Annotated in this window: 25 protein-coding genes; 20 read left to right on the top strand and 5 right to left on the bottom strand. The window is 71.7% G+C overall.

Annotated elements, in window-relative coordinates:
• Nucleotides 1–87 precede the first annotated feature (87 nt).
• The 4 genes from BIV25_RS04315 (at nt 88) to BIV25_RS46390 (ending at nt 4,219) form a co-directional block, all read left to right on the top strand.
• A complete protein-coding gene (locus BIV25_RS04315) occupies nt 88–1,086 on the top strand; it encodes an ABC transporter permease (RefSeq protein ID WP_071370766.1) in 999 nt (332 codons plus the stop codon).
• Entirely contained in the window at nt 1,083–2,180 is a 1,098-nt protein-coding gene (locus tag BIV25_RS04310) for an ABC transporter ATP-binding protein (protein ID WP_071370765.1), read from the top strand. The genes BIV25_RS04315 and BIV25_RS04310 overlap by 4 nt, the downstream gene beginning before the upstream one ends.
• Nucleotides 2,177–3,469 (top strand): ABC transporter ATP-binding protein, encoded by a 1,293-nt coding sequence (locus BIV25_RS04305; RefSeq protein ID WP_071370764.1) that lies wholly within the window; start codon nt 2,177–2,179, stop codon nt 3,467–3,469. Before BIV25_RS04310 ends, BIV25_RS04305 begins: the two co-directional genes overlap by 4 nt.
• A gap of 90 nt (nt 3,470–3,559) precedes the next feature.
• Nucleotides 3,560–4,219: a trimeric intracellular cation channel family protein gene (locus BIV25_RS46390; protein ID WP_079176420.1), complete on the top strand. Its 660-nt coding sequence runs from the start codon at nt 3,560–3,562 to the stop codon at nt 4,217–4,219.
• Here the strand turns inward: BIV25_RS46390 and BIV25_RS04295 are convergent.
• Nucleotides 4,128–5,378 (bottom strand): esterase family protein, encoded by a 1,251-nt coding sequence (locus BIV25_RS04295; protein ID WP_071370762.1) that lies wholly within the window; start codon nt 5,376–5,378, stop codon nt 4,128–4,130. The genes BIV25_RS46390 and BIV25_RS04295 overlap by 92 nt on opposite strands.
• Before the next feature lie 161 nt (nt 5,379–5,539).
• Between BIV25_RS04295 and BIV25_RS04290 the strand changes: the two genes are divergently transcribed.
• Nucleotides 5,540–6,400 carry a thioesterase family protein gene (locus BIV25_RS04290; RefSeq protein ID WP_071370761.1) on the top strand — a complete coding sequence of 287 codons (861 nt, stop codon included), beginning with the start codon at nt 5,540–5,542 and terminating at the stop codon, nt 6,398–6,400.
• A gap of 124 nt (nt 6,401–6,524) precedes the next feature.
• Here the strand turns inward: BIV25_RS04290 and BIV25_RS04285 are convergent, their stop codons facing one another.
• A complete protein-coding gene (locus tag BIV25_RS04285; protein ID WP_071370760.1) occupies nt 6,525–7,148 on the bottom strand; it encodes a TIGR03086 family metal-binding protein in 624 nt (207 codons plus the stop codon).
• A 131-nt stretch (nt 7,149–7,279) separates the two neighbouring features.
• Here BIV25_RS04285 and BIV25_RS04280 point away from each other — a divergent pair, with 131 nt between their 5' ends.
• Nucleotides 7,280–8,245: a YafY family protein gene (locus BIV25_RS04280; protein ID WP_071370815.1), complete on the top strand. Its 966-nt coding sequence runs from the start codon at nt 7,280–7,282 to the stop codon at nt 8,243–8,245.
• A 462-nt stretch (nt 8,246–8,707) separates the two neighbouring features.
• Here BIV25_RS04280 and BIV25_RS04275 read toward each other — a convergent pair whose 3' ends face one another.
• Nucleotides 8,708–9,334: a TetR family transcriptional regulator gene (locus BIV25_RS04275; RefSeq protein ID WP_071370759.1), complete on the bottom strand. Its 627-nt coding sequence runs from the start codon at nt 9,332–9,334 to the stop codon at nt 8,708–8,710.
• Nucleotides 9,335–9,500: 166 nt separating this feature from the next.
• On the opposite strand from BIV25_RS04275, the gene BIV25_RS50765 reads away from it, so the two are divergent.
• The 4 genes from BIV25_RS50765 to mnmA all read left to right on the top strand — a co-directional run bounded on the left by BIV25_RS50765 (nt 9,501) and on the right by mnmA (nt 12,795).
• Nucleotides 9,501–9,668 carry a hypothetical protein gene (locus BIV25_RS50765; protein ID WP_177235150.1) on the top strand — a complete coding sequence of 56 codons (168 nt, stop codon included), beginning with the start codon at nt 9,501–9,503 and terminating at the stop codon, nt 9,666–9,668.
• Between the two features lie 33 nt (nt 9,669–9,701).
• Complete coding sequence (locus tag BIV25_RS04270; protein WP_071370758.1) at nt 9,702–9,980, top strand: DUF4190 domain-containing protein; 279 nt, start codon at nt 9,702–9,704, stop codon at nt 9,978–9,980.
• 142 nt (nt 9,981–10,122) lie between these two features.
• Nucleotides 10,123–11,292 (top strand): cysteine desulfurase family protein, encoded by a 1,170-nt coding sequence (locus BIV25_RS04265; protein WP_071370757.1) that lies wholly within the window; start codon nt 10,123–10,125, stop codon nt 11,290–11,292.
• 378 nt (nt 11,293–11,670) lie between these two features.
• Nucleotides 11,671–12,795, top strand: coding sequence for a tRNA 2-thiouridine(34) synthase MnmA (gene mnmA, locus BIV25_RS04260; protein WP_071370756.1), 1,125 nt, complete (start codon nt 11,671–11,673; stop codon nt 12,793–12,795).
• A gap of 27 nt (nt 12,796–12,822) precedes the next feature.
• Here mnmA and BIV25_RS04255 read toward each other — a convergent pair whose 3' ends face one another.
• On the bottom strand, nt 12,823–13,617 hold the full coding sequence (locus tag BIV25_RS04255; RefSeq protein ID WP_071370755.1) for an alpha/beta fold hydrolase: 795 nt from the start codon (nt 13,615–13,617) through the stop codon (nt 12,823–12,825).
• A gap of 62 nt (nt 13,618–13,679) precedes the next feature.
• On the bottom strand, nt 13,680–14,003 hold the full coding sequence (locus BIV25_RS04250; protein ID WP_071370754.1) for a DUF427 domain-containing protein: 324 nt from the start codon (nt 14,001–14,003) through the stop codon (nt 13,680–13,682).
• 73 nt (nt 14,004–14,076) lie between these two features.
• Here BIV25_RS04250 and BIV25_RS04245 point away from each other — a divergent pair, with 73 nt between their 5' ends.
• The 10 genes from BIV25_RS04245 (at nt 14,077) to gatB (ending at nt 25,405) form a co-directional block, all read left to right on the top strand.
• Nucleotides 14,077–14,607, top strand: coding sequence for a TIGR00730 family Rossman fold protein (locus tag BIV25_RS04245; protein WP_071370753.1), 531 nt, complete (start codon nt 14,077–14,079; stop codon nt 14,605–14,607).
• Between the two features lie 37 nt (nt 14,608–14,644).
• Nucleotides 14,645–15,343, top strand: a complete 699-nt coding sequence (locus tag BIV25_RS04240) for an SDR family oxidoreductase (RefSeq protein ID WP_079176419.1) — start codon at nt 14,645–14,647, stop codon at nt 15,341–15,343.
• Nucleotides 15,340–15,771 (top strand): hypothetical protein, encoded by a 432-nt coding sequence (locus tag BIV25_RS04235; RefSeq protein ID WP_071370752.1) that lies wholly within the window; start codon nt 15,340–15,342, stop codon nt 15,769–15,771. Before BIV25_RS04240 ends, BIV25_RS04235 begins: the two co-directional genes overlap by 4 nt.
• Nucleotides 15,768–16,775, top strand: a complete 1,008-nt coding sequence (locus BIV25_RS04230; RefSeq protein ID WP_079172976.1) for a methionine synthase — start codon at nt 15,768–15,770, stop codon at nt 16,773–16,775. The genes BIV25_RS04235 and BIV25_RS04230 overlap by 4 nt, the downstream gene beginning before the upstream one ends.
• 15 nt (nt 16,776–16,790) lie before the next feature.
• Entirely contained in the window at nt 16,791–18,989 is a 2,199-nt protein-coding gene (gene ligA / locus BIV25_RS04225; protein ID WP_071370751.1) for an NAD-dependent DNA ligase LigA, read from the top strand.
• A 259-nt stretch (nt 18,990–19,248) separates the two neighbouring features.
• Nucleotides 19,249–21,513, top strand: a complete 2,265-nt coding sequence (locus tag BIV25_RS04220) for a bifunctional diguanylate cyclase/phosphodiesterase (RefSeq protein ID WP_071370750.1) — start codon at nt 19,249–19,251, stop codon at nt 21,511–21,513.
• A gap of 320 nt (nt 21,514–21,833) precedes the next feature.
• Entirely contained in the window at nt 21,834–22,130 is a 297-nt protein-coding gene (gene gatC, locus BIV25_RS04215; protein WP_006130840.1) for an Asp-tRNA(Asn)/Glu-tRNA(Gln) amidotransferase subunit GatC, read from the top strand.
• Nucleotides 22,131–22,135: 5 nt separating this feature from the next.
• On the top strand, nt 22,136–23,635 hold the full coding sequence (gene gatA / locus BIV25_RS04210) for an Asp-tRNA(Asn)/Glu-tRNA(Gln) amidotransferase subunit GatA (protein ID WP_071370812.1): 1,500 nt from the start codon (nt 22,136–22,138) through the stop codon (nt 23,633–23,635).
• Nucleotides 23,632–23,874 (top strand): hypothetical protein, encoded by a 243-nt coding sequence (locus BIV25_RS04205; RefSeq protein WP_071370749.1) that lies wholly within the window; start codon nt 23,632–23,634, stop codon nt 23,872–23,874. Before gatA ends, BIV25_RS04205 begins: the two co-directional genes overlap by 4 nt.
• Nucleotides 23,875–23,890: 16 nt before the next feature.
• Complete coding sequence (gene gatB / locus BIV25_RS04200) at nt 23,891–25,405, top strand: Asp-tRNA(Asn)/Glu-tRNA(Gln) amidotransferase subunit GatB (RefSeq protein WP_071370748.1); 1,515 nt, start codon at nt 23,891–23,893, stop codon at nt 25,403–25,405.
• Nucleotides 25,406–25,434 lie beyond the last annotated feature (29 nt).

The following is a 25,434-nucleotide window of genomic DNA, read 5'->3' as shown; positions in this document are numbered from 1 at the left end:
ACGAAAGGCAGGTGAAGGCCGGCGCGGCGAGCCGCGGGCCCACCGGAAGATCTCCGGGGGCCCGCGGTCCGCGGCGGGCCGTTAGCTGTGCTCGCTTACCTCATCAGGCGGCTGTTCGCCGCCATAGTGATGCTGGTGGTCATCATCCTGGTGGTCTTCAGCATCTTCTTCCTCGTCCCCAAGTGGGCGGGCGTGGACATCGCCACGAGTTTCGTGGGCAAGCAGGCGGACCCGCACGCCGTCGAGGCGGTGCGCGAGAAGCTGGGTCTGAGCGACCCGATCTACTCGCAGGTCTGGCACTTCTTCAAGGGCATCTTCGTGGGCCGCACCTACGCGGCCGGCGGCGATGTCACCCACTGTGCCGCGCCGTGCTTCGGCTACTCCTTCCGCAGCGAGCAGGCCGTCTGGCCGGTGCTGACCGACCGCTTCCCGGTGACCCTGGGTCTCGCGCTCGGTGCCGCCGTGCTGTGGCTGGTCTTCGGTGTCGCCGCGGGTGTGCTCTCCGCGCTCAAGCGGGGCAGCCTGTGGGACCGCGGCGCGATGGTCGTCGCCCTCAGCGGTGTCTCGCTGCCGATCTACTTCACGGGTCTGCTCTCGCTGGCGATCTTCAGCTACGGACTGAACTGGATCAACGGCCAGTACGTCTCGATCGGCGACAGCTTCTCCGGCTGGCTCGGCGGCATGATCCTGCCCTGGATCACTCTCGCCTTCCTGTACGCGGCGATGTACGCCCGTATCACCAGGGCCACCATGCTGGAGATCCTCGGTGAGGACTACATCCGCACCGCCCGGGCCAAGGGCCTCAAGGAGCAGGTCGTCATCGGCAAGCACGCCATGCGCTCGACGATGACCCCGATCCTGACCATGCTCGGCATGGACCTCGGCGCCCTGATCGGTGGCGCGATCCTCACCGAGACCACGTTCAGCATCCCCGGCCTCGGCCAGGCCGTGCTGACCGCCATCAAGAACCAGGACCTGCCGATCATCCTGGGCGTCACCCTGATCACCTCCCTCGCGGTGCTCATCGCCAACCTCGCGGTCGATGTGCTGTACGCCGTGATCGACCCCCGAGTGAGGCTCTCATGACCGAACTCAGCAAGACCGGAGCAGCCGTGGGCGAGCCCACGGACGCCTCGCCCGCGCCGGCCTCCTTCCTCGAAGTGCGCGACCTGAAGGTGCACTTCCCGACCGACGACGGTCTGGTGAAGTCCGTCGACGGCCTCAGCTTCCAGCTGGAGAAGGGCAAGACCCTCGGCATCGTGGGCGAGTCGGGCTCCGGCAAGTCCGTGACCTCGCTCGGCATCATGGGCCTGCACACCGCCGGCCAGTACGGCAAGCGCAAGGCGCAGATCTCCGGCGAGATCTGGCTGAACGGCACCGAGCTGCTGTCCGCCGACCCCGACCACGTGCGCAGGCTCCGGGGCCGCGACATGGCGATGATCTTCCAGGATCCGCTGTCGGCGCTGCACCCGTACTACACGATCGGCGCGCAGATCGTGGAGGCGTACCGGATCCACCACGACGTCGACAAGAAGACCGCCCGCAAACGGGCGATCGAGATGCTCGACCGCGTGGGCATACCGCAGCCGGACAAGCGGGTGGACAGCTACCCGCACGAGTTCTCCGGCGGTATGCGCCAGCGCGCCATGATCGCCATGTCGCTGGTGAACAACCCCGAGCTGCTCATCGCGGACGAGCCGACCACCGCGCTCGACGTGACGGTCCAGGCGCAGATCCTGGACCTGATCCGCGATCTGCAGAAGGAGTTCGGCTCCGCGGTCATCGTCATCACCCACGACCTGGGCGTCGTCGCCGAACTGGCCGACGACATCCTGGTGATGTACGGCGGCCGCTGCGTGGAGCGCGGTCCGGCCGAGAAGGTGTTCTACGAGCCCCGCCACCCCTACACCTGGGGGCTGCTCGGTTCGATGCCGCGTCTGGACCGCGACCAGCAGGAGCGCCTGATCCCGGTCAAGGGCTCCCCGCCCTCGCTGATCAACATCCCGTCCGGCTGCGCCTTCAACCCGCGCTGCCCGTACGCCGACGTCCCGAAGGACAACGTGACCCGCACGGTCCGCCCCGAGCTGACCGAGGTCGGGAGCAAGCACTGGGCCGCCTGCCATATGTCGCAGGAGCAGCGGGAACGGATCTGGACCGAAGAGATTGCGCCGAAGCTGTGAGTGAGAACGCAGAGGACAAAGAGGTGAAGGCCGCCGGCGCGGCCACCCTCAGCAAGGACGCCGCGCCCGGTGAGACCCTGCTGAAGGTGACCGGCCTGCAGAAGCACTTCCCCATCAAGCAGGGCCTGCTCCAGCGGCAGGTCGGTGCTGTGCGCGCGGTCGACGGCCTTGACTTCGAGGTCCGCTCCGGGGAAACCCTCGGCGTCGTGGGCGAGTCGGGTTGCGGCAAGTCGACGATGGGCCGGCTGATCACCCGGCTGCTCGAACCGACCGCGGGCACGATCGAGTTCGAGGGCAAGGACATCACGCACCTCGGCGTGGGCGGCATGCGCCCCATGCGCCGCGACGTGCAGATGATCTTCCAGGACCCGTACTCCTCGCTGAACCCGCGCCACACCATCGGCACCATCGTCGGAGCCCCGTTCCGGCTCCAGGGTGTCGAGCCGGAGGGCGGGATCAAGAAGGAGGTGCAGCGGCTGCTGTCGGTGGTCGGCCTCAACCCCGAGCACTACAACCGCTACCCGCACGAGTTCTCCGGCGGTCAGCGCCAGCGCATCGGCATCGCCCGCGCGCTCGCGCTGAAGCCGAAGCTGGTCGTCGCCGACGAGCCGGTCTCCGCGCTGGACGTGTCGATCCAGGCACAGGTCGTGAACCTCATGGACGACCTCCAGGAGGAACTGGGCCTGACGTACGTGATCATCGCGCACGACCTCTCGGTCGTCCGGCACGTCTCGGACCGGATCGCGGTCATGTACCTCGGCAAGATCGTCGAGCTCGCCGACCGGGACCTGCTGTACAAGACGCCGATGCACCCGTACACCAAGGCGCTCATGTCCGCGGTGCCGATCCCGGACCCGAAGCGGAAGAACGCCAAGAGCGAGCGCATCCTGCTCAAGGGCGACGTCCCCTCGCCGATCTCCCCGCCGAGCGGCTGCCGGTTCCACACCAGGTGCTGGAAGGCCACGGAGATCTGCAAGACGACCGAGCCCCGGCTCGTGGAGCTGCGGCCGGGCCAGCGCGTCGCCTGCCACCACCCCGAGAACTTCGAGGACCAGGCGCCGCAGGACACCGTCCTGCTGACGGCCGCGAAGGAGGCCGCCGAGCTGGTCGCCGACGAGGTGCTGGCCGAGTCGGCCCAGACCTCGGAGGCGCTGGCCACGGCGGTCGCCGAGGGTGAGGTGGGCTCCGAGGAGGCCACCGGGGCCGAGGAGCCGAGCGAGGAGTCGAGCGAGACGTCGTCCGAAGAGTCGGGCGAGACGTCGGCCGAGGACGGCTCGACCGACAGGTAAGGGCACCTCAGTAGGAAAGGCTCACAGGGATGTCACCCTGTGAGCCTTTCTTTGTAAGGTTCATGCGGCCCGGCAGGCGAGAATGTCCGGGTGCAGCTCCAGCCTCTCTTCAGTCCCTCCGTCCAGCACACCCTGGACGTCATCGGCATCTTCGTGTTCGCGATCTCCGGCGCGCTGCTGGCCGTCCGGAAGAACTTCGACGTGTTCGGCATCGGCGTCCTCGCCGAGGTCACCGCGCTGGGCGGGGGGCTGTTCCGCGACCTGATCATCGGGGCCGTACCCCCGGCCGCCTTCACCGACCTCGGGTACTTCGTCACCCCGCTGCTCGCCGCGCTCGTCGTCTTCTTCCTGCATCCGCACGTGGAGCGGATCCAGCGAGCGGTGCTCGTCTTCGACGCGGCCGGCCTCGGCCTGTTCTGTGTCACCGGCACGACGAAGGCGTACAGCTACGGCCTCAACCTGACCGCGTCGGCGACGCTGGGCCTCGCCACCGCCGTCGGCGGCGGCGTCCTGCGGGACGTGCTGGCCAACGAGGTGCCGTCACTGCTGCGCTGGGACCGCGACCTCTACGCGGTCCCAGCGATCGTCGGCGCCACGATGGTGGTGCTGTGCATCCATTACGGCGCGCTGAACCCGTACACCAGCGGACTCGCGGTCGTCACGGCTTTCGTGCTGCGCCTGCTCGCGATGCGCTACCACTGGCGAGCTCCGCGCGCCTGGAACCGCCGCTCGACGGTGTCAGAGGACTGAGCGGGCTCGGCGTGCGGGTGTGCCGGGGGGCGCTGCTGTGCCCGGTCATCTCCGCGGTCAGCCACTCGAAGACCGTCGGCACCTGCGGCCGCCACAGCGCCATCGAGTGCCCGCCCATGCTGCGCGGCAGGAACACCACGCGTACGTACGTCGGCGGCTTCGCGATCTGCTCCAGCGCCACACCGGCCTGGTAGCCGTCGCCGTTCTCGCCGGAGATGTACATGGCGATCTTCGGCGGGGTGGGGGCGTTCTTCAGGATGTAGTAGGGGTTGTTGGCCCGCCGCAGCTCTTCGCTCCCCGCGGCCAGCGAGTTGCGCTCGCCGATCGGGTCGTTGTAGCCGGAGAGGCTGATGGCGGCCCGGTAGCGGTCGGGGTGGGCGACGGCCAGCTTGGCCGCGCAGTGGGCGCCGGCCGAGTAGCCGGCCACGGCCCAGCCGTCCGGCGCGGACTCGGCGCGGAAGTTGTCGTTGATCATCTTCGGTACGTCGATGCTCAGCCAGGTGTCCGCGTTCACGGTGCCGGGGATGTTGGCGCAACCGGTGTCGATCTTGGCGATCAGGTTCGTGCGCGGGGCCACCAGGATGAAGGGGGCGACCTGGCCGCTCTTCATGAGCGGCTCCAGCTGCTCGTGCGCCTTCATGGACCCGAACCAGGCCTTCGCCGAGCCCGGGTAGCCCGACAGCAGCTCGACGACCGGGAACTTCTTGTCCTTGTAGGCCGGGTCGTCGTACTGCGGCGGCAGCCAGACGTAGACCTCGGCGCTCACGCCCGACACCCGGCCCTTGAGCTGGGTGACCTTGACCCCGCCGGCCGCGTGCATACCGGGACCGTCGGCCTGGGTGAACTTCTGCTGCACCTTGGGCAGCTTCTTGTACGCGATGCCGCCGGTGCCGTCGGCGCCGAGGTTCGCGGCCTGCTGGACGTGGTTGCCCGTGCCGAACAGGTCGGCCCAGTTGTCGTAGAGGTTGTTGGAGTTGTTGACCAACACGAAGACAAGGGTGATGGCGGTGCCCTGGGCGAAGAGCAGCATCAGCACGCGGGCCGCGGCGCGCAGGGCCTTGGGCCCGCGCACCCGCGACCAGAAGGCGAGCGGCAGTATCAGTGCAACCACGGCCAGCACGATGGTCGTGTAGAGGAACGGAGTCCCGGTGAGGCTCATGTCCCCATAGAGGGGAATCAGGGGCCAGGGGTTGTGGACGTCTCCGGGCGCTTACCGAGAAATTGCCCGAAGCTCACCCGGATGGCCGACAGGGAAACGGCGCACTGGCGGGGCTTCCGACAAAGCTACCGCTTAGTAGTTTTCTGTTGTACCGTTCACCCATGCCAGAAGGAGCCTCCGCACCTGCCGCCCCCGCCGTGATCGGCGCCGGCGAGTTCGACCGCGACACCGCCGTCACCCGGCGCGCGCCCGGCGTCTACGACATCGACCTCTCGGCCGGCTGGACCATCATCAGCGCCGTCAACGGCGGCTACCTGCTGGCCGTGCTCGGCCGGGCCCTCGCCGACACCCTGCCGCACCCGGACCCCTTCACCATCACCGCGCACTATCTGACCGCCTCGCACCCCGGCCCGGCGGTCGTCCGCACCGAGACGGTGCGCACCGGCCGCACGCTCTCCACCGGCCAGGCCTCCCTCTACCAGTACGACGACCACGGCAACGAGGTCGAACGCATCCGCGTCCTCGCCTCCTACGGCGACCTCGCCGACCTTCCCGACGACGTCCGTACGACGGCGAAGCCGCCCGCCATTCCGCCGCTGGAGCAGTGCTTCGGCCCCGAGGACGGGCCCGCCCCTGTCGAGGGCAGCTCGGCGATCGCCGACCGGCTGATGCTCAAGCTGGACCCGTCGACCCTCGGCTGGGCCCTGGGCGCCCCCTCCGGCAAGGGGGAGATGCGCGCCTGGTTCGGCCTGGCCGACGGCCGCGACGCGGACCCCCTCTCGCTGCTGCTGACGGTGGACGCGCTGCCGCCCACCGCCTTCGAGATCGGCCTGAAGGGATGGGTCCCCACGGTGGAACTCACGGTCCATGTGCGCCACCGCCCGGCCCCGGGCCCGCTGCGGGTCGCCATCACCACCCGCAACCTGGCCGGCGGCTTCCTGGAGGAGGACGCCGAGGTCTGGGACAGCGAGGACCGCCTGGTCGCCCAGTCCCGCCAGCTCGCCCGCGTCCGGCTGGGCTGAGCAGCGCGTCCGCCGTGCGCGGACCGCGTCGCCCCCCCGTGAACGTGCGCCTTGTCGGACCGGTGGGCTGGACGCCGGCGGACCCCCGTCTGCCCGGCGACCCGGTGAACGGGTCCGCGACGTGTCAGGACCGGTCGAGCGGCTCGCGGCCCAGCCAGGCGGCCAGTTCCTCGTAGGGGCCGGCGTCGCCGGGGGCCGGGCGGCGGGTGCGGAAGGGGGGCTCGCGGTCGGCGGCGTAGGGGGACGCGACGTCGCGGGGGCGGGAGTCGGGCAGCACGGCGCGGGCGACGCCGAGCGCGAACTCGGCCAGGTCCGGATCGAGCCGACAGGGCCGGCCGAGGCTCTCGGCGAGGTCCCAGGTGTGGGTGACGATCTCCATCACATAGCCCGCGAGCGCCGCGTGACCCGGCACCTCGCCCCAGGGCACGCGCGCGGGCGTCGTCATCCGCTCGTCGCTCTCCCACGCTTTGAGCACGCGGGTCCTGACCTCGTCGTAGGCGGCCGCCCAGCCGTCGTCCTCGACGCCTTCGAGGGCCGGGACGACCGCGAGCCCGTCGCCGCCCTCGCCGACCACCGCGATCCGCAGGGTGCCGCCCACGACGTGGCCGAGCAGGGCGCGTACGTCGTACTCGCTGCACGGCGTCGGGCGGGCCAGGTCGGCGGGCCGTACGGACCGGATCAGCTCGGCCGCCTGCTCGGTGGCGCGGACGTAGACGGGGCGGGGGTCGGTGAAGCCGGTGGTGGTCATGGGGGGTCCTCTTTCTCGGGGTGCCTCGGCCGCTGCGGCCGTGTGCCGTTCGGTGAACCGAGCTTCCCCCGATAACCTGACAGAAACCGTCAACATTTGTGTCCGGCCGGATCGCGCTGCACGCTGACCGTGTGAAGTCCGACCGGCTGCTGTCGATCCTGCTGCTCCTCCAGACCCGGGGCCGGGTCCCCGCGCGCGAACTCGCCGGCCGGCTGGAGGTGTCGGTCCGCACCGTCTACCGCGACATCGAGGCGCTGTCGGCCTCCGGTGTCCCGGTGTACGCCGAGCGCGGCCGGCACGGCGGCATCGAACTCCTCGCCGGTTTCCGCACCGACGTCACCGGACTGACCGCCGACGAGTCCCGCGCCCTGTTCATCCTCGCCGCCCAGGGCGCCCACGCCGCGCTCGGCCTCGACGCGGCCCTCGGCTCGGCCCTGCGCAAGGTGATGGCCGCGCTCCCGGCGCCGCACCGGCCCGCCGCCGAGCTGACCAGCCGGCGCATCCTGGTCGACGCCACCCGCTGGCGCGGCGGACCCCGGCAGGCGGCGGACCTGGCGGCCCTCCAGGACGCGGCCTTCTCCGACCGGCGCCTGCGCCTGCGCTACCGGCACAGCGGGGATCAGGAGCCGCGGACGTACACCGTGGACCCGTACGGCCTGGTCGCCAAGGCCGGGGTCTGGTACCTGGTCGCCGACCGGCGCGGCCGCCCGCAGCTGTTCCGGGCCGACCGGGTCCGCTCGGCCCGGCTCCTCGACGACGGCGTGCGGCGCCGGGCCGGGGTCGAACTCGCCGACGTCTGGGAGGTGTTGCGCCGCCAGGTGGAGGAGCGGGACGGCGGGATCGAGGTCACCGCACGGGTCCGGCGGGCCCTGCTGGATCTGTTCCGGCGGATGGCGGCCGCCGAGCTGACCGCCGTGTCCGACGACGACGGCACGGGGGAGTGGGTCACGGTCCGGCTCCGGTACCCGGTGCTCCGCGCCGTGCGTCAACTCCTCGCCTACTCCGACCAGGTGGAGGTCCTCGGCCCGCCCGAGGCGCGCGCGGAGCTGCTGGCCGGTGCCCGCTGCGTCACGGCCCTGTACCAGCAGGGCCCGTGACGCCGGATCGACAGCGGGCGGACAGGAGGGGCCCAAGTGCCGCCAAGACAGCGTTGGTTGAGTGCGGCTCTCAGGAAACCCTCATCCTCACCGGAGCTGGTCCTCATGAAGCGCACCCGTCTCGCCCCCGCCGTCGCCCTGCCGGCGCTCTCCCCGCTGCTGCCGCCGCGTGCGGAGCGGGCGACTCGTCGTCGTCCTCGTCGTCCTCCGGCGGTGGCGACTCCGGCGGGCGGCAGGCGTGTACGGCGCCGTCCGGGACGCCGTCGGAGATGCCGACCGGGCGCCGTCTCGGGCAGGCCGGGCGGTGGACCCGGCGGGCAGGGCGCACCCGGTGGCGGTCAGGGCGGCGGCGATCCGGGCGGCGGGCGGAACGGGGGGCGGGGCCCGGCAGGGCTGACGGCCGTACGGCGGCGGGGGCGGCGCGCATCGGGCGTGCCGCCCCCGCCGTTCGTGTGCGTCCGCTCAGTCGAGCCAGTGGCTGCGGCCGACGGTGATGAGCCGCAGCTGCCGCCGCGCGAGCCGGGTGACCCGCTCCCGCTGCTCGGCCGGAGCCTCCTGCGCCTCCAGGAACAGGGAGGCGGTGATGAGCATCTGGTCGACGTAGAGGTGCGCGAGCATCAGCAGGTCGTCGTCGTTCCAGCCCGCGGCCTCCGGGTCCTTGGCCAGCTCGGCCTTCACCTCCTCGGCGAACCGCTCCAGCTGGTCCCGGATGGCCTCCCGCACCGGCTGGACCCCGCCGTGCCGCTCGCGCGCGATGAAGCGGACGTGCGCGGGGTGGGTGTCCACGTGGTGCGAGATCAGCTCGATGGCGCGGATGATCCGCTCCTCGCTGCCGCCCGCCGTCGACACCGTCGTCCGCACCATCGGGTGCAGGCTGCCCAGCGCCTCGTCGACCAGCGCCACCCCGAGGTCGGCGGTCGAGCGGAAGTGCCGGTAGAAGGCGGTCGGGGCGACACCGACGGCACGGGTGACCTCCCGCAGACCCAGGCTGCTCAGGCTCTGCTCCTCCAGCAGCGCGAGCGCGGCGTCGAGGAACGCCTGCCGGGTCTTCTGTTTCTGCGCCTGCCGGATGCCGAGGGTGTGACTCATGTCATCCAGTTAACAACTGTTCTCTGGAATTGAAAAGCCGCGGGAGGCGCTAGACTCTAAGTCAGTGAACAACTGTTACTACAACTGTTCACCCAAACTTCACACCGGCCCCACGCCGGCCCGGACCGGGCCGACGCGAGGCATCCCGGAGGGGGGATCTGATCCCATGTTGTTCCTCGTCGCCGCACTCATGCTCTTCGGCGTCGTGCTGGGCACCGTCGCCCACGCGCCGCTGACCGTCACCGCCCTCATCGCCGCCGTCATCGCCGTCTGGCTCGGCGTCTTCGCGATCCGCGAGCGCATCGGCCGCCGGCGCCGCACACAGGCCAACTGACCGTCCGCCACGACTTCCTGGAGCTTGAGCATCATGCAACTCACCGCACCGGTCACGAGCGGCACCGACACCCGGCGGGGACCGCGCGACGCCGACGGCATGGCCGTGGCGTCCTTCATCCTCGGCCTGCTCGGCCTGCTCGTCCTCAACATCTTCCTCGGCCCGATCGCCATCGTCCTGGCCGCGGTCTCCCTGTGGCGGGGCACCGTCCGCCGCGGCCGCGCCTGGCTGGGCCTCGCCCTGGGCGTCGCGGACCTGGTGGTCCTGGTCCTGTCGATGCAGCTGAGCCACACGGTGTCCTGGAGCCTGTAGGCCCCAGGGTCCAGAGCCCGGATCCCGGAGGGGGACGACGGCCGGCGGTGCCGGGCGCCTCGACCCCGAGCCGGGGTGCGCGCACGGCTTGGCGCATCCGGGGCCGAGGCGGACCGATGGGGGCCCGTAGAATCAGGGCACCATGGCTTACCTCGACCACGCCGCGACAACCCCCATGCTCCCGGAGGCGGCAGAGGCACTCACCGCCCAGCTGAGCATCACGGGCAACGCCTCCTCCCTGCACGCGGCCGGCCGCCGGGCCCGCCGTACCGTCGAGGAGTCCCGCGAAACCCTCGCGGAAGCGCTGGGCGCCCGCCCCAGCGAGGTCGTCTTCACTTCGGGCGGCACCGAGGCCGACAACCTCGCCGTCAAGGGCCTGTACTGGTCCCGCCGCGCCGCCGACCCGGCCCGCACCCGGGTGCTGTCCAGCCCCGTCGAGCACCACGCCGTCCTCGACGCCGTGCACTGGCTCGGCGAACACGAGGGCGCGACGGTCGAGTACCTCCCCGTCGACTCCTACGGCCGCGTCCACCCCGAGGCGCTGCGCGAGGCCATCGCCCGCAATCCCGACGACGTCGCCCTGGTGACGGTGATGTGGGCCAACAACGAGATCGGCACGATCCTGCCGATCCGTGAACTCGCCGATGTCGCCGCCGAGTTCGGCATCCCGCTGCACTCCGACGCGGTCCAGGCCTTCGGCCAGGTCCCGCTGGATTTCGCCGCCTCCGGCCTCGCCGCGATGACCGTGTCCGGCCACAAGGTCGGCGGCCCGTACGGCGTCGGCGCGCTGCTGCTCGGCCGCGAGTACACCCCCGTGCCCGTCCTGCACGGCGGCGGCCAGGAGCGCCACGTCCGCTCCGGCACCCTCGACGTCCCCGTCATCGCCTCCTTCGCCGTCGCCGGCCGGCTCGCCGCCGCGCGGCGCGAGGCGTTCTCCCGCGAAGTCGGCGCGCTGCGCGACCGGTTGGCCGACGCGGTGCGCGACGCCGTACCGGACGCGATCCTCGGCGGCGACCCGGCACCCGAGGGGCGACTTCCGGCCAACGCCCACTTCACGTTCCCCGGCTGCGAGGGCGACTCCCTGCTGCTCCTGCTGGACGCCCAGGGCATCGAGTGCTCCACCGGCTCCGCCTGCACGGCGGGCGTCGCCCAGCCCAGCCATGTGCTCCTGGCCACCGGCACCGATCCGGAGCTGGCCCGCGGCACCCTGCGCTTCTCGCTCGGGCACACCTCGACGGAGGCGGACGTGAAGGCGGTGGCCAAGGCGATCGGCCCGGCGGTGGAACGGGCACGCGCCGCGGGCCTGAGCTGAGAAATCCGCAGGTCCGGGTCGGGAGATCACATCGGCGCCGGGGCGTTGCGCACCGGCGCCGGGACATGAAGCGACCTACGAGGCGGGTTCCCTTCGCCGGTATTGTCCGGATCAGGTAGCTGGGGGTCGCCTTCCGGTCCAGTCCTTGCGACCTTCCGGCCTCTCAGCCCGAGCGTCGACGTCGGCACCAGCGGAGATCTCGTACCTCTCGGTGAAGGGAGATCCTGTATCTCTCGCTGAAGTCGGCTACTCCGCTTGGACTCCCTCACTCGTCTCGTAGGTCTGATACCAGGATAAATCGGTCCGAATCGCACGCAAGGGGTCTGGGCCTTGATTTTTTACGGAGTCGCCTCCCGGGGCCCGTACCCTGGAGGAGCTATGACTGAGACCCCGCAGCGCCCCCTCCGTGTCCTCGCCGCCATGTCCGGCGGAGTCGACTCCGCCGTCGCCGCCGCGCGCGCCGCGGAAGCCGGGCACGACGTCACCGGCGTCCACCTCGCGCTGTCCGCGAACCCGCAGTCCTTCCGCACCGGCGCGCGGGGCTGTTGCACCATCGAGGACTCACGCGACGCCCGCCGCGCGGCCGACGTCATCGGCATCCCCTTCTACGTCTGGGACCTCGCCGACCGCTTCCGCGAGGACGTCGTCGAGGACTTCATCGCCGAGTACGAGGCCGGCCGCACCCCCAACCCGTGCCTGCGCTGCAACGAGAAGATCAAGTTCGCCGCGCTGCTCGACAAGGCGCTCGCCCTCGGCTTCGACGCCGTCTGCACCGGTCACTACGCGAAGGTGATCATGGGCGAGGACGGCAACCGCGAGCTGCACCGCGCCTCCGACATGGCCAAGGACCAGTCGTACGTCCTCGGTGTGCTCGACGAGAAGCAGCTCGCCCACGCCCTGTTCCCGCTCGGCGACACGGTCACCACCAAGGACGAGATCCGCGCCGAGGCCGAGCGCCGGGGCCTCGCCGTCGCCAAGAAGCCCGACTCGCACGACATCTGCTTCATCGCCGACGGCGACACCCAGGGCTTCCTCGCCGGACGGCTCGGCAAGGCCGAGGGCGACATCGTCGACGAGTCCGGCACCAGGCTGGGCACCCACGAGGGCGCGTACGGCTTCACCATCGGCCAGCGCAAGGGCCTTCGGATCGGCACGCCCGCGCCCGACGGCAAGCCGCGCTACGTCCTCGACATCTCCCCGGTGACCAACACGGTCACCGTCGGCCCGGCCGCCGCCCTGGACGTGGTGGGCCTGACCGCGATCAAGCCCCGTTGGTGCGGCACCGCGCCCACCGGCCCCGGCACCTACACCGCCCAGCTGCGCGCGCACGGCGGCGAGACCGAGGCCACCGCCGAGCCGGTCGACGGCGAACTGCGCGTGACCTTCACCGAGCCGGTCCGCGGCGTCGCCCCCGGCCAGGCGATCGTCCTGTACGACGGCACGCGCGTCGTGGGCTCGGCGACGATCGCGACGACCACGCGCGCGACGGCCGGCGCGCTGTAGCTCTCCGGTACTACGTCCCTCACGGGTCTAGGCCTGGCCCGGGCCCGTGAAATAGTCCGCCAGCACCGGTCCCAGCACCTCCGGCTCCACCATGTGGGTCTGCCCCTCCAGGACCCGGTGGGAGCCCCGGGGCACGGTGCCGGCGACCGCGAGGGACGCCTCGCGCATCCAGGCCGGACTCGCCCCGCCCGCGACGGACAGCACGGGCACGGAGATCGCGGCGAGCTCCTGCCGCGGGAGCAGCCCGTCGCCCATGACCGTGTCGTCGTACGCGAGACTCGGCGCGACGGCCTCCATGCCGGCCCACATCGGCGCGTTGCGGGCGCCCCGGATCATCTCCTCGCCGAGGCCCGTCAGCCGCAGGAACAGCTCCACCGCGTCCCCGCGCCGGCCGGCCGCGAGAGCCTCGGTCAGGGCCCGCTTGTACGCGGCCTCCTGTTCGGCCCCGCCCTTGAGGAAGTCGGCGTACGGCACCTCGTACACGGCCACCCGGCGCACCGGCAGCCCGCTCGCCGCCGCCCGGAGCACCAGCGCGCCGCCCGAGGAGACCCCGAACAGCGCGGCGTCCCCGCCGACGGCGTCGATCAGCGCGGCCAGGTCCTCGACCTCGCGCGCGACCGCGTACGGCGCCGTGTCGTCGCTCGCCCCGCGGCCCCGGCGGTCGTAGACCACGGCCGTGCAGCGGTCCGCGAGCCGCGCGGCCAGGGGCGCCACGGTGCCCCCGGTGGACATCGCGCCGCTCACCAGGATCACCACGGGCCCCTGGCCCGTCACTTCGTACGCGAGGGCGGTGCCGTCGCGTGACGTCGTCTTCTTGCCCATGCCGGTGCAGACTGCCGCACCGGCCGGTACTCATCGCTCACGACACGTCGGTGCCGCGCAGATCATGACACTTCGGGCTCGTAGAAGCAGTAGTGGTCCTTGATGGCGGCCACGTCCGGCTTCGGGTCCGGGTACGCCCAGACCAGGTCCGGCGCGTCGGCCAGCGACCAGTAGGACGCCGTGCCCTTGAAGGGGCAGACGGTGTGGGTGTCGGAGGGGGTCAGCAGGTCGAGGCGTACGTCCTCGGCGGGGATGTAGTACCGCGGGGGACAGCCCGTCTCGCGCAGCACCAGGGGTCGGTCGGTCTCCGCGAGCACCAGGTCCGCGTGCACCACGCGCACGTGCCGCTCGCCCTGCTCGATGGTGATGGTGTGTCCTTCGGCCATGTCCGTTCAGCACCGCAGGACGCCCGGTTCTTCCCGGGCACGGCCCGCGATCGGCCCGCGTACGGTAGGGGCCATGAACATCTGTGTCTTCCTGTCCGCCGCCGACCTCGACGAGCGGTACACGCGCCCCGCGCGCGAGTTCGCGGAACTGCTCGGCAGGGCCGGCCACACGCTGGTCTGGGGCGGCTCCGACGCCGGTCTGATGAAGGTCGTCGCCGACGGCGTGCAGGAGGCGGGCGGCAGGCTGCTGGGCGTCTCCGTGGAGTTCCTCGCGAACAAGGCGCGGCCCGGCGCCGACGAGATGGTCATCGCCCCCGACCTCGCCGAGCGCAAGCGGCTGCTGCTGGAGAAGGCCGACGCCGTGGTGATCATGGTGGGCGGCACCGGCACGCTGGACGAGGCCACGGAGATCCTGGAGCTGAAGAAGCACGGGCGCACCGACAAGCCGGTCGTCCTGCTGAACACCGCGGGCTTCTACGACGGCCTGGAGACGCAGTTCCGCCGCATGGAGGCCGAGGGCTTCCTGCCGCGTCCGCTGGCCGAGCTGATGTTCTTCGCCGGCGAGCCGGCCGCCGCGCTGGCCCACCTGGAGTCCGCGACATGAGCCACCGCCGCGGGGCCGGGCGGCCACTGATGCGAGCATGGCGGGCATGGCTACACATGTGATCACCGGTGCCGGTTCCGGCATCGGCGCCGCCGTCGCCCGCCGTCTGCACGCGCGCGGGGACGAACTCGTCCTCCACGCGCGCGACGCGGGCCGCGCCAAGGAACTGGCGGCGCAGTTCCCCGGCGCCCGCACGCTGGTGGGCGACCTCGCCGACCCGGACCGCCTCTCCTGGGCGTTCTCGCACCAGACCCTGCCCGACCGCGTGGACTCCCTCGTGCACGTCGCCGGGGTCGTCGACCTCGGCGGGGTCGGCGAGCTGACCCCCAAGTCCTGGCACCACCAGCTCAACGTCAACCTGATCGCGCCCGCCGAGCTGACCCGGCACTTCCTGCCCCAGCTGCGTGCCGCCCGCGGCCACGTGCTCTTCGTCAACTCCGGCTCCGGCCTGAACGCCCACGCCAACTGGTCCGCGTACGCCGCCTCGAAGCACGGACTGAAGGCCCTGGCGGACTCCCTGCGCCAGGAGGAGCACGCGAACGGCGTCCGCGTCACCTCGGTCTACCCCGGCCGCACGGCGAGCCCCATGCAGGCGAAGGTGCACCAGCAGGAGGGCAAGGACTACGACGCCGGGCAGTGGATCGACCCCGAGTCCGTGGCCACGACGATCCTCATGTCCCTGGACCTGCCGAGGGACGCGGAGGTCAACGACCTGACGGTGCGACCGGGCCGATGACCTCCGGGGCCGCGGACGCCGGCACGGTCCGGGCCTGGCTGGCGGATGTCTGGTCCCGGACCGAGGCCGCGCTGATCCTGGGCGGCCCCGACCTCGGCACCCCGCTCCTCGAACGACCGGTCGCGGGCGAGGTCTTCGCCCGGGGCGGCCTGGCGGAGCTGCGCGCACTCACCGCCACCGGCGACTTCACGGGCGACATCTGCCGCTGTCCGGGCAGCCCCACACTGGCCCTGCTGGACGCCGACGCCGAGTTCATCGGCAGGGGAAGCCTCCACGGCGGCACCGACGTCTCCTGGGAGCGTGGCCGCTTCCGCAACAACCTGACGGTGGCGGACCCGGAGGGGCTGAGGGCGTTCCTGGAGCGGCACCTCACATGCTCCAGGGGGCGCAGCCCCGTCGACGGTCCACGGCATACCCTGCCGGAGTGAGTGAGAACACCCAGTTCAGGTTCCCCGCGGCCACCGGCGTCGGATCCATGCCCGGCGGGGACGCCAGGGAAGCGGCCAAGACGGTCACCGGCAGCTTCGAGGACTTTCCGTACCTCGCCGAACTGCCCGCGCGCGGGCCGGGCGCCGACATGATCGGCCGCAGTGCCGGCCTGCTGGTCGAGCTGTACGCGCGCGTGGAGCCCAGCGGCTGGCGGATCGGCGACCGGCCGGGCCGGGACACCAAGCGGGCCCGGTCCTGGCTGGGCGAGGATCTGGACGCCCTGGAGGAGTTCACCCAGGGCTACGAGGGCGACCTCAAGGTGCAGGCCGTCGGCCCCTGGACGCTCGCCGCCGCCCTGGAGCTGAGGAACGGCGAGGCCGCGCTCTCCGACCCCGGTGCCTGCCGCGACCTCGCCGCATCCCTCACCGAGGGCCTGCGGCTCCACCTCGCCGAGGTGCGGCGCCGTGTCCCCGGCGCCCGCCTCGTCCTCCAGCTCGACGAGCCCTCGCTCACCGCCGTCCTGCGCGGCCAGGTCCGCACCGCCAGCGGCTACCGCACCCACCGCGCCGTGGACCGCCAGGTCGTCGAGGCCACCGTGCGGGACGTCGTCGGCGTGCACGGCGACGGCCCGGTCGTCGTCCATTCCTGCGCTCCCGACGTGCCGTTCGCCCTGCTGCGGAGGGCCGGCGCGGACGCCGTCTCCTTCGATTTCTCGCTCCTCACCGAGCGTGACGACGACGCGATCGGCGAGGCCGTCGAGGGCGGCACGCGGCTGTTCGCCGGTGTCGTGCCGGGCACGGACGGCCCATTGTCAGACCCTGCCGGTAGCGTCATGGGTGTCAGGACGCTGTGGCGCAGGCTGGGGCTGCATCCGGGGTTGCTCACGGAGGCGGTCACCCTCACCCCGGCGTGCGGTCTGGCGGGCGCTTCCCCCGCGTACGCACGCCAGGCGCTCGCCCACTGCGTCCGGGCGGCGAGATCCCTCGCGGACAACCCAGAGTAACGGGAGGACAACACGGTGGCCGGCGACAAGCAGCAGGCGGAGACGGCAGTGCCCGCCGAGGCACGGGACAAGCACGCGCAGCTCGCTGAGCAGATCGAGGAGCACCGCTTCCGGTACTACGTGAAGGACGCGCCGGTCGTCAGCGACGCGGAGTTCGACCAGCTCCTGAAGTCCCTGGAGGCCCTGGAGGATCGGTATCCGGAGCTGCGCACCCCGGACTCGCCGACCCAGAAGGTCGCGGGGTCGTACGAGACGGAGTTCACGGCGGTCGAGCACCGCCAGCGCATGCTCTCCCTCGACAACACCTTCAACGACGAGGAACTGGCCGCCTGGGCCGACCGCATCGCTCGCGAACTCGGCGACCAGGAATACCACTTCCTGTGCGAGCTGAAGGTCGACGGCCTCGCGGTCAACCTCACGTACGAGCACGGCCGCCTCACGCGCGCGGCGACCCGCGGCGACGGCCGCACCGGCGAGGACATCACGCCCAACGTCCGTACGATCGCCGAGATCCCGGACCGGCTGCACGGCGAAGAAGTCCCGGACCTGGTGGAGATCCGCGGCGAGGTCTACTTCCCGATGGAGAAGTTCCTGGAGCTGAACGAACGCCTGGTCGCCGCCGGTGACAAGCCCTTCGCCAACCCCCGCAACGCCGCCGCCGGTTCGCTGCGCCAGAAGGACCCGCGCGTCACCGCCACCCGCCCGCTGCACATGGTCGTCCACGGCATCGGCGCCCTGGAGGGCTTCACGGGCATGACCCGGCTGTCCCAGGCGTACGACCTGCTGAAGACCTGGGGCCTGCCCACCTCGCCGCACAACCGGGTGGTCGACGACCTCGACGGCGTACGGCAGTTCATCGCCCGCTACGACGGCGAGATGCGCCACTCGGTGGAGCACGAGATCGACGGCGCCGTCGTCAAGCTGGACGAGATCCGCCTCCAGGGCCGCCTCGGCTCCACCGCGCGGGCGCCGCGCTGGGCGATCGCGTACAAGTACGCGCCGGAAGAGGTCAACACCAAGCTCATCGACATCAAGGTGGGCGTCGGCCGCACCGGGCGCGTCACGCCGTACGCCCAGGTGGAGCCGGTCACGGTCGCGGGCAGTGAGGTCGAGTTCGCCACCCTGCACAACCAGGAGGTCGTCAAGGCCAAGGGCGTCCTCATCGGGGACACGGTCGTCATCCGCAAGGCCGGTGACGTCATCCCGGAGATCCTCGGCCCGGTGGTCGACCTGCGGGACGGCAGCGAGCGGGAGTTCGTGATGCCTGCCGAGTGCCCCGAGTGCGGCACGCCGCTGCGGCCCATGAAGGAGGGCGACATCGACCTCCGCTGCCCCAACGCCCGTACGTGCCCGGCCCAGTTGCGCGAGCGCGTGACCTACCTCGCGGGCCGCGAGTGCCTGGACATCGAGGGCTTCGGCGCGGTGGCCGCCGCCGCGCTCACCCGCCCGCTGGAGCCGGCCGACCCGCCGCTGGTGGACGAGGGCGACGTGTTCGACCTGACGGTGGACAAGCTGCTGCCCATCAAGGCCCATGTCCTCGACCCCGACAGCGGTCTGCCCAAGCGGGACCCCAGGACGGGCGAGGAGAAGGTCGTCACGGTCTTCGCCAACCAGAAGGGCGAGCCGAAGAAGAACACCCTCGCCCTGCTGGAGAACATCGAGGCGGCCAAGCAGCGCCCGCTCGCGAGATTCCTCAACGGACTCTCCATCCGGCACGTCGGACCGGTGGCCGCTCAGGCCCTCGCCCGAGAGTTCCGCTCCATCGACCGTATCGAACAAGCCAGCGAAGAAGAGCTGGCGGCCACCGACGGCGTCGGCCCCATCATCGCGACCGCGCTCAAGGAATGGTTCGCCGAGGAGTGGCACCGCGAGATCGTCCGCAAGTGGAAGGCCGCCGGGATCCCGCTGGAGGACCAGTCCAGCGGCGAGGACGAGGGCCCGCGCCCGCTGGAGGGGCTCACCGTCGTCGTCACCGGAACCCTGGAGAACTTCACGCGGGACGGCGCCAAGGACGCGCTGCAGAGCCAGGGCGCGAAAGTGACCGGATCCGTATCGAAGAAGACCTCGTTCGTCGTTGTGGGTGACAATCCCGGCTCGAAGTACGACAAGGCCATGCAATTGAAGGTTCCGGTCCTGAACGAGGACGGTTTCGCCGTCCTTTTGGCGCAGGGCCCGGATGCCGCGGCCGAAGTCGCGCTTCCGACCGAGGAGTAGCGGTTGAAGGCCACCCGATCGGCGCATATCAGATGCATACGGGTGGCCTGGGCGCATTCGGGCAACCGTCGACGACCGGTGCCCGTGGAAGCCTTCAGCGGCCTACTGTTGAGGTGTGCGCCTGCCGTGCCCAGCTGCGGTCGGGGCATTCCCGTGCGCTCCCAAGGCGCGGGGAACGTTTCTTCAACGCGGAGCCGCTGATGGGTGTCGGACATCGGGCCGCGTGGCGTGGGCACCGCCGGGTGTGAGAGGGACGGGAATGGAACCGACCGAGAGCGTCGCCCCGGACTCACGGCTGCGTCTGCGCCGTCGCGCGGGCGCCTGGCGGGGGACCCGGTGGGCGGGACGGGCGGACGGGCGTGCGGCGGGCCGGGTCCGCCGGGCCGGGCCGGGCGCCGTCGCCGAGGCCCATCCGCCGATACCCGTGACCGCCGTCGAACCGGCCCGCGGCCTGACCGGCCCGGGCGGGACCGGAACCGACCCCGGGCCGGGCCGGCGCCTGCCCTGGCCCGGCCTGCCCGCGGCCCTCGTGGCCGGCGCCGCCCTCGTCCTGGCCGCCGGCTTCTACCGTGCCTTCGCCGGTCACCACGCCCTCTTCCCGGGCGGCACCGTCGGCTGGTCGCTGGCCCTGCTCACCGGCGTCATCGTCGGCCACCTCGTCATGCTGGGCCGCGCCCGCTGGTGGGGCGGCACCGGCTCCGGCGCCGCCCTCACCCTCGCCGTCCTGCTGCTCTACGGCTGGGTGCCCGCCGGCATGGTCAGCCTCACCGTCGTCGTCCTGGTCGGCATCGCCCGCCGCCACCGCTGGCGCCAGGGCGTCCTGCACGGCGCGGTGGACCTCCTCGGCATCGGCGCCGGTGCACTGCTCCTCGGCGCGTTCGGCCGGGTCCCCAGCGTCGAGGCTCCCTGGCGGCCGGAGAGCTGGAGCATCGCCACCGCGCCGGAGGTCGTCCTCGTCGCCGGTGTCTACCTCGTGGTCAGCCGCGGCCTGTTGTGGTACCTGCACGCGCCGCGTGACGGCAAGGTGCCCACCGTCGACCGGGCGTCCCTCGTCCGGCAGGGCCTTCTCGCCGTCGCGCTGCTCGGCATCGCGCCCCTGCTGTGTGTCGTCGCCGACGCCCAGCCGATCCTGCTGCCGCTGTTCGCGATACCGCTCATCGCCCTCGACTCCACCCTGTGGATGGCCCGCGCGCGGGCCGAGGAGCAGTTGCGCGACCCGCTGACCGGGCTGCCGAACCGGCAGTGGCTGCTGGAGCGGATCTGGACCGCCCTCGACGACGCCGAACGCATCGGCGCCCGCTCCGCCCTCATGCTGATCGACCTCGACCGCTTCCGGTCGGTCAACGACACCCTCGGTCATCTCGCCGGTGACCGGCTGCTGCTCCAGATAGCCGACCGGCTGCGGCTCGCCCTGCCGCGCGGAGCGGAGGCCGCGCGGCTCGGCGGCGACGAGTTCGCGGTCTTACTGCCCGTCGCCGACTCCACCACGTCGGCCACCCGCATCGCCCGCGGCCTCGTCGCCGCCCTCAGCTCCCCGCTCGACCTCGACGGCCTCACCCTCGTCCTGGAGGCCAGCGCGGGCGTCGCCGTCTTCCCCGACCACGCCCTGGACGCCGAGGGACTGCTGCGCCGCGCGGACGTGGCGATGTACCAGGCGAAGCGCGACCGTACGGGCGTCGAGGTCTACGAGTCCAAGCGGGACTCCAACACTCCCGACCGCCTCGGCCTGCTGGGCGATCTGCGCCGGGCGCTGGACGCGCACGAGGTGCAGCTGCACTACCAGCCCAAGGTCCGCTTCGACGGCCAGGTCGCCGGCCTGGAGGCGCTGGTGCGCTGGGTGCACCCCGAGCGCGGGAAGGTGCCGCCGGACGAGTTCATAGCGATCGCGGAGTCCTCGGGGCTGATGCCCCATCTCACGGAATACGTGCTGGAGACCGCGCTCGGGCAGGTCGCCCGCTGGCGGGCCCAGGGGCTGCGGGTGCCGGTGGCCGTGAACGTCTCCCCGCGCGATGTGCACACGCCCGGCTTCGCCGGCTCGGTCGCGGCGCGCCTGGCCCGGCACGGGGTCCCCGCGGGCGCGCTCCAGCTGGAGATCACCGAGCACGTCCTGCTGGAGGACCCGCAGCGCGCCGCCGACACCCTCGCCGGGCTCACCGGGCACGGCGTGAAGATGTCGCTGGACGACTTCGGCACCGGATACTCCTCGCTGGTGCATCTGCGGCGGCTGCCGGTGAGCGAGCTGAAGATCGACCGCTCCTTCGTGGCCCGGCTGGCCGTCGACACCGAGGACGCGGAGATCGTGCGCTGCACGGTCGATCTGGCGCACTCGCTGGGGCTGCTCGTCGTCGCCGAGGGCGTGGAGGACGACGAGACCTGGGAGCGGCTGCGGGACATGGGGTGCGACGCGGTGCAGGGCTGGCTGGTCGCCGCCGCGATGCCGCCCGAGGAGACCACGGCCTGGCTGCTGGCGCGGGGCTCTCGGGGATGGCAGCGGCCGCGGGCGGCACTCCCCAGCGCCGAGTGACCTTCCCGCCCGCCGCCGTGGGGTCCCGCCGCCGTGGGGTGCTCGCGGCGCGGCGGCGGCACGACAGCCGTCGTGTTCGGGATCCGTTTCGGCACCGCGGTCGTGGTACTGATCAGAGCCTGCCGGAAGTCCAGGGGTACGGGACGGCCGGCACCGCCGACAACCAGGGCCCGGGAAACCGTTTCACGGGCACCGCCCCCCGCCCCATAGGATTGGGGACTGGCGTCACATTTCCGCCTGCCGCGCTCCGGGCGGACGGCGGAAGCGCGACGCCAGCCCCCAGCCCCGAACCACACACACTCACCCCAGAGGATCGCTGCATGCCTGGCATCACGCGCGAGGAGGTCGCCCACCTCGCCCGGCTGGCGCGTCTGGAGCTGAAGCCCGAAGAACTCGACCACTTCGCGGGACAGCTGGACGACATCATCGGCGCGGTGGCCCGCGTCAGCGAGGTCGCCGACCAAGACGTACCGCCGACCTCGCACCCGCTCCCGCTGACGAACGTCATGCGCGCGGACGAGGTCCGTCCCTCGCTCACCCCCGAGCAGGCGCTCTCCGGCGCCCCGGCCCAGGAGCAGCAGCGTTTCAAGGTGCCGCAGATCCTGGGGGAGGAGTGACGATCATGACGGACAGCACCATCATCAAGCTCACGGCCGCACAGACCGCCGAGAAGATCGCCTCCGGCGAACTGACGGCCGTCGAGGTCACCGAGGCCCACCTCGCCCGCATCGAGGCCGTCGACGAGAAGGTGCACGCCTTCCTGCACGTCGACCGCGAGGGCGCCCTCGCCCAGGCCCGCGCCGTGGACGCGAAGCGGGCCCGCGGCGAGAAGCTCGGCCCGCTGGCCGGCGTCCCGCTCGCGCTCAAGGACATCTTCACCACCGAGGGCGTGCCCACGACCGCCGGCTCGAAGATCCTGGAGGGCTGGATCCCGCCGTACGACGCGACGCTCACCAAGCGCCTCAAGGCCGCCGGCGTCGTCATCCTCGGCAAGACCAACATGGACGAGTTCGCCATGGGGTCCTCCACCGAGAACAGCGCCTACGGCCCGACCGGCAACCCGTGGGACCTCACCAAGATCCCCGGCGGCTCCGGCGGCGGTTCCTCCGCCGCGCTCGCCGCCTTCGAGGCCCCGCTCGCCATCGGCACCGACACCGGCGGCTCCATCCGCCAGCCGGCCTCCGTCACCGGCACGGTCGGCGTGAAGCCGACGTACGGCGCGGTGTCGCGGTTCGGCATGGTCGCCTTCTCGTCCTCCCTCGACCAGGGCGGACCCTGCGCCCGTACGGTCCTGGACGCGGCCCTGCTGCACGAGGTCATCGCGGGGCACGACCCGCTGGACTCCACCTCCGTCGACGCCCCGGTCCCGGCGGTCGTCGAGGCCGCCCGCAACGGCTCGGTGCAGGGCATGCGCGTCGGCGTGGTCAAGCAGTTCCGCGGCGAGGGCTACCAGGCCGGCGTCATCCAGCGCTTCGACGAGTCCGTCGAGCTGCTGAAGGAGCTGGGCGCCGAGATCGTCGAGCTGGACTGCCCGTCCTTCGACCTCGCCCTGTCGGCGTACTACCTGATCGCGCCGTCCGAGTGTTCCTCCAACCTCGCCCGCTTCGACGGCCTGCGCTACGGCCTGCGGACCGGCGACGACGGCGGCCACTCGGCCGAGGAGGTCACCTCCCTCACCCGTGAGGCGGGCTTCGGCCCCGAGGTCAAGCGCCGCATCATGCTCGGCACGTACGCCCTGAGCTCCGGCTACTACGACGCGTACTACGGCTCCGCCCAGAAGGTCCGCACGCTCATCACGCGGGACTTCGAGAAGGCCTTCGAGCAGGTCGACGTGATCGTCTCCCCGACGACCCCGACCACCGCCTTCGCGATCGGCGAGCGCGCCGACGACCCGATGGCGATGTACCTCGCGGACCTGTGCACCATCCCGACCAACCTGGCGGGCAACGCGGCCATGTCCCTGCCCTGCGGCCTCGCCCCGGAGGACAACCTCCCGGTGGGCCTGCAGATCATCGCCCCCGCGCTGCAGGACGACCGGCTGTACAAGGTGGGCGCCGCCGTCGAGGCCGCCTTCGTGGAAAAGTGGGGACACCCGCTGCTGGAGGAGGCTCCGTCGCTGTGAGCAACGCACTGTCCAAGGCCAAGGGCTTCAAGAAGTCGAAGTCCGGTACGTATCTGTCGATGGGCACCACCGCGTTCGGCGCGATCGGTGTCTGCAAGCAGATCAAGAAGGCGCGTGCCGAGCACGACACGCTGCGCCTCATCGACGCCACCGTGTCCGCCGTCGCGATCGTCACCGGCCTCGCCATCCTCTACCGCGAGCTGAAGCGGCTGGGCGACGACGACGTCCTGCTGGGCTGAGAGGGAAGTTTTCACCGTGACCACCACGACCGACCTGGTGTCGTACGAGGACGCGCTGGCGTCGTACGACCCCGTCATGGGCCTTGAGGTCCATGTCGAACTCGGCACCAGGACCAAGATGTTCTGCGGCTGTTCGACCGAGCTGGGCGCCGAGCCCAACTCGCAGACCTGCCCGACCTGCCTCGGCCTGCCCGGCGCGCTCCCGGTCGTCAACGCGACCGGCGTCGAGTCCGCCATCAAGATCGGCCTCGCGCTGAACTGCGAGATCGCCGAGTGGTGCCGCTTCGCCCGGAAGAACTACTTCTATCCGGACATGCCGAAGAACTTCCAGACCTCCCAGTACGACGAGCCGATCGCCTTCAACGGCTACCTCGACGTGCAGCTGGAGGACGGCGAGTCCTTCCGCGTGGAGATCGAGCGCGCGCACATGGAGGAGGACACCGGCAAGTCGACCCACGTGGGCGGCGCGACCGGTCGTATCCACGGCGCCTCGCACTCGCTGCTGGACTACAACCGCGCGGGCATCCCGCTCATCGAGATCGTCACCAAGCCGATCGAGGGCGCCGGTGAGCGCGCCCCCGAGGTGGCGAAGGCGTACGTCCGCGAGCTGCGCGAGGTCATCCGTGCCCTCGGCGTGTCCGAGGCCCGCATGGAGATGGGCCAGATGCGCTGCGACGTGAACCTGTCGCTGCGCCCGAACGGCACCGAGAAGTTCGGCACGCGCTCCGAGACGAAGAACGTCAACTCGCTGCGCTCCGTGGAGCGTGCGGCCCGCTTCGAGATCATGCGTCACGCGGCCGTGCTCTCCGGCGGCGGCACGATCGTCCAGGAGACCCGCCACTTCCACGAGGACACCGGGTCCACGACCTCGGGCCGCGTGAAGGAGGAGGCCGAGGACTACCGGTACTTCCCCGAGCCGGACCTGGTGCCGGTGGCCCCCTCGCGCGAGTGGGTCGAGGGGATCCGCGCGGCCCTGCCCGAGATGCCGCTGGCCCGCCGTACCCGGCTGCTCGCCGAGTGGGGCATCACGGCCACCGAGATGCAGGCGATCCTCAACGCCGGTGCGCTGGACGCGATCGTCGCCACGATCGACGCCGGTGCCGACGCGGCCTCCGCCCGCAAGTGGTGGATGGGCGAACTGGCGCGCAGCGCCAACGAGTCCGGCACGTCCCTGGACGAGCTGGCCATCACGCCGCAGCAGGTGGCCAGGGTCACCGAGCTCGTCTCGAAGGGCGACCTGAACGACAAGCTGGCCCGGCAGGTCATCGAGGGCGTCCTCGCGGGCGAGGGCACCCCGGACGAGGTCGTCGACAAGCGCGGTCTGAAGGTCGTCTCGGACGAGGGCGCGCTGACCGCCGCCGTCGAGGAGGCCATCGCCGGCAACCCCGGCGTCGCGGACAAGATCCGTGGCGGCAAGGTGGCCGCGGCCGGCGCCCTGGTCGGCGCCGTCATGAAGGCCACCCGGGGGCAGGCCGACGCGGCCCGCGTCAAGGAGCTGATCCTGGAGAAGCTGGGCGTCAGCGAGGGCTGATGCCGCGTTCCGTGCGGCCCCGGAGGCAT

The sequence above is a fragment of the Streptomyces sp. MUSC 14 genome, from assembly GCF_001866675.1.
GTDB lineage: Bacteria > Actinomycetota > Actinomycetes > Streptomycetales > Streptomycetaceae > Streptomyces.
The sequence above is the reverse complement of the archived record's forward strand: the minus strand, read 5'-3'. Positions and strand labels throughout refer to the sequence as shown.

What these genes read in the sequence shown, in the direction of transcription:
- BIV25_RS04310 (WP_071370765.1), top strand. Translation starts at nt 1,083, where the DNA reads ATGACCGAACTCAGCAAGACCGGAGCAGCCGTGGGCGAGCCCACGGAC.
- BIV25_RS04295 (WP_071370762.1), bottom strand. Translation starts at nt 5,378, where the DNA reads ATGAGCCTCACCGGGACTCCGTTCCTCTACACGACCATCGTGCTGGCC.
- BIV25_RS04290 (WP_071370761.1), top strand. Translation starts at nt 5,540, where the DNA reads ATGCCAGAAGGAGCCTCCGCACCTGCCGCCCCCGCCGTGATCGGCGCC.
- BIV25_RS04285 (WP_071370760.1), bottom strand. Translation starts at nt 7,148, where the DNA reads ATGACCACCACCGGCTTCACCGACCCCCGCCCCGTCTACGTCCGCGCC.
- BIV25_RS04275 (WP_071370759.1), bottom strand. Translation starts at nt 9,334, where the DNA reads ATGAGTCACACCCTCGGCATCCGGCAGGCGCAGAAACAGAAGACCCGG.
- BIV25_RS50765 (WP_177235150.1), top strand. Translation starts at nt 9,501, where the DNA reads ATGTTGTTCCTCGTCGCCGCACTCATGCTCTTCGGCGTCGTGCTGGGC.
- BIV25_RS04270 (WP_071370758.1), top strand. Translation starts at nt 9,702, where the DNA reads ATGCAACTCACCGCACCGGTCACGAGCGGCACCGACACCCGGCGGGGA.
- BIV25_RS04265 (WP_071370757.1), top strand. Translation starts at nt 10,123, where the DNA reads ATGGCTTACCTCGACCACGCCGCGACAACCCCCATGCTCCCGGAGGCG.
- mnmA (WP_071370756.1), top strand. Translation starts at nt 11,671, where the DNA reads ATGACTGAGACCCCGCAGCGCCCCCTCCGTGTCCTCGCCGCCATGTCC.
- BIV25_RS04255 (WP_071370755.1), bottom strand. Translation starts at nt 13,617, where the DNA reads ATGGGCAAGAAGACGACGTCACGCGACGGCACCGCCCTCGCGTACGAA.
- BIV25_RS04250 (WP_071370754.1), bottom strand. Translation starts at nt 14,003, where the DNA reads ATGGCCGAAGGACACACCATCACCATCGAGCAGGGCGAGCGGCACGTG.
- BIV25_RS04245 (WP_071370753.1), top strand. Translation starts at nt 14,077, where the DNA reads ATGAACATCTGTGTCTTCCTGTCCGCCGCCGACCTCGACGAGCGGTAC.
- BIV25_RS04240 (WP_079176419.1), top strand. Translation starts at nt 14,645, where the DNA reads ATGGCGGGCATGGCTACACATGTGATCACCGGTGCCGGTTCCGGCATC.
- BIV25_RS04235 (WP_071370752.1), top strand. Translation starts at nt 15,340, where the DNA reads ATGACCTCCGGGGCCGCGGACGCCGGCACGGTCCGGGCCTGGCTGGCG.
- BIV25_RS04220 (WP_071370750.1), top strand. Translation starts at nt 19,249, where the DNA reads ATGGAACCGACCGAGAGCGTCGCCCCGGACTCACGGCTGCGTCTGCGC.
- gatC (WP_006130840.1), top strand. Translation starts at nt 21,834, where the DNA reads ATGCCTGGCATCACGCGCGAGGAGGTCGCCCACCTCGCCCGGCTGGCG.
- gatA (WP_071370812.1), top strand. Translation starts at nt 22,136, where the DNA reads ATGACGGACAGCACCATCATCAAGCTCACGGCCGCACAGACCGCCGAG.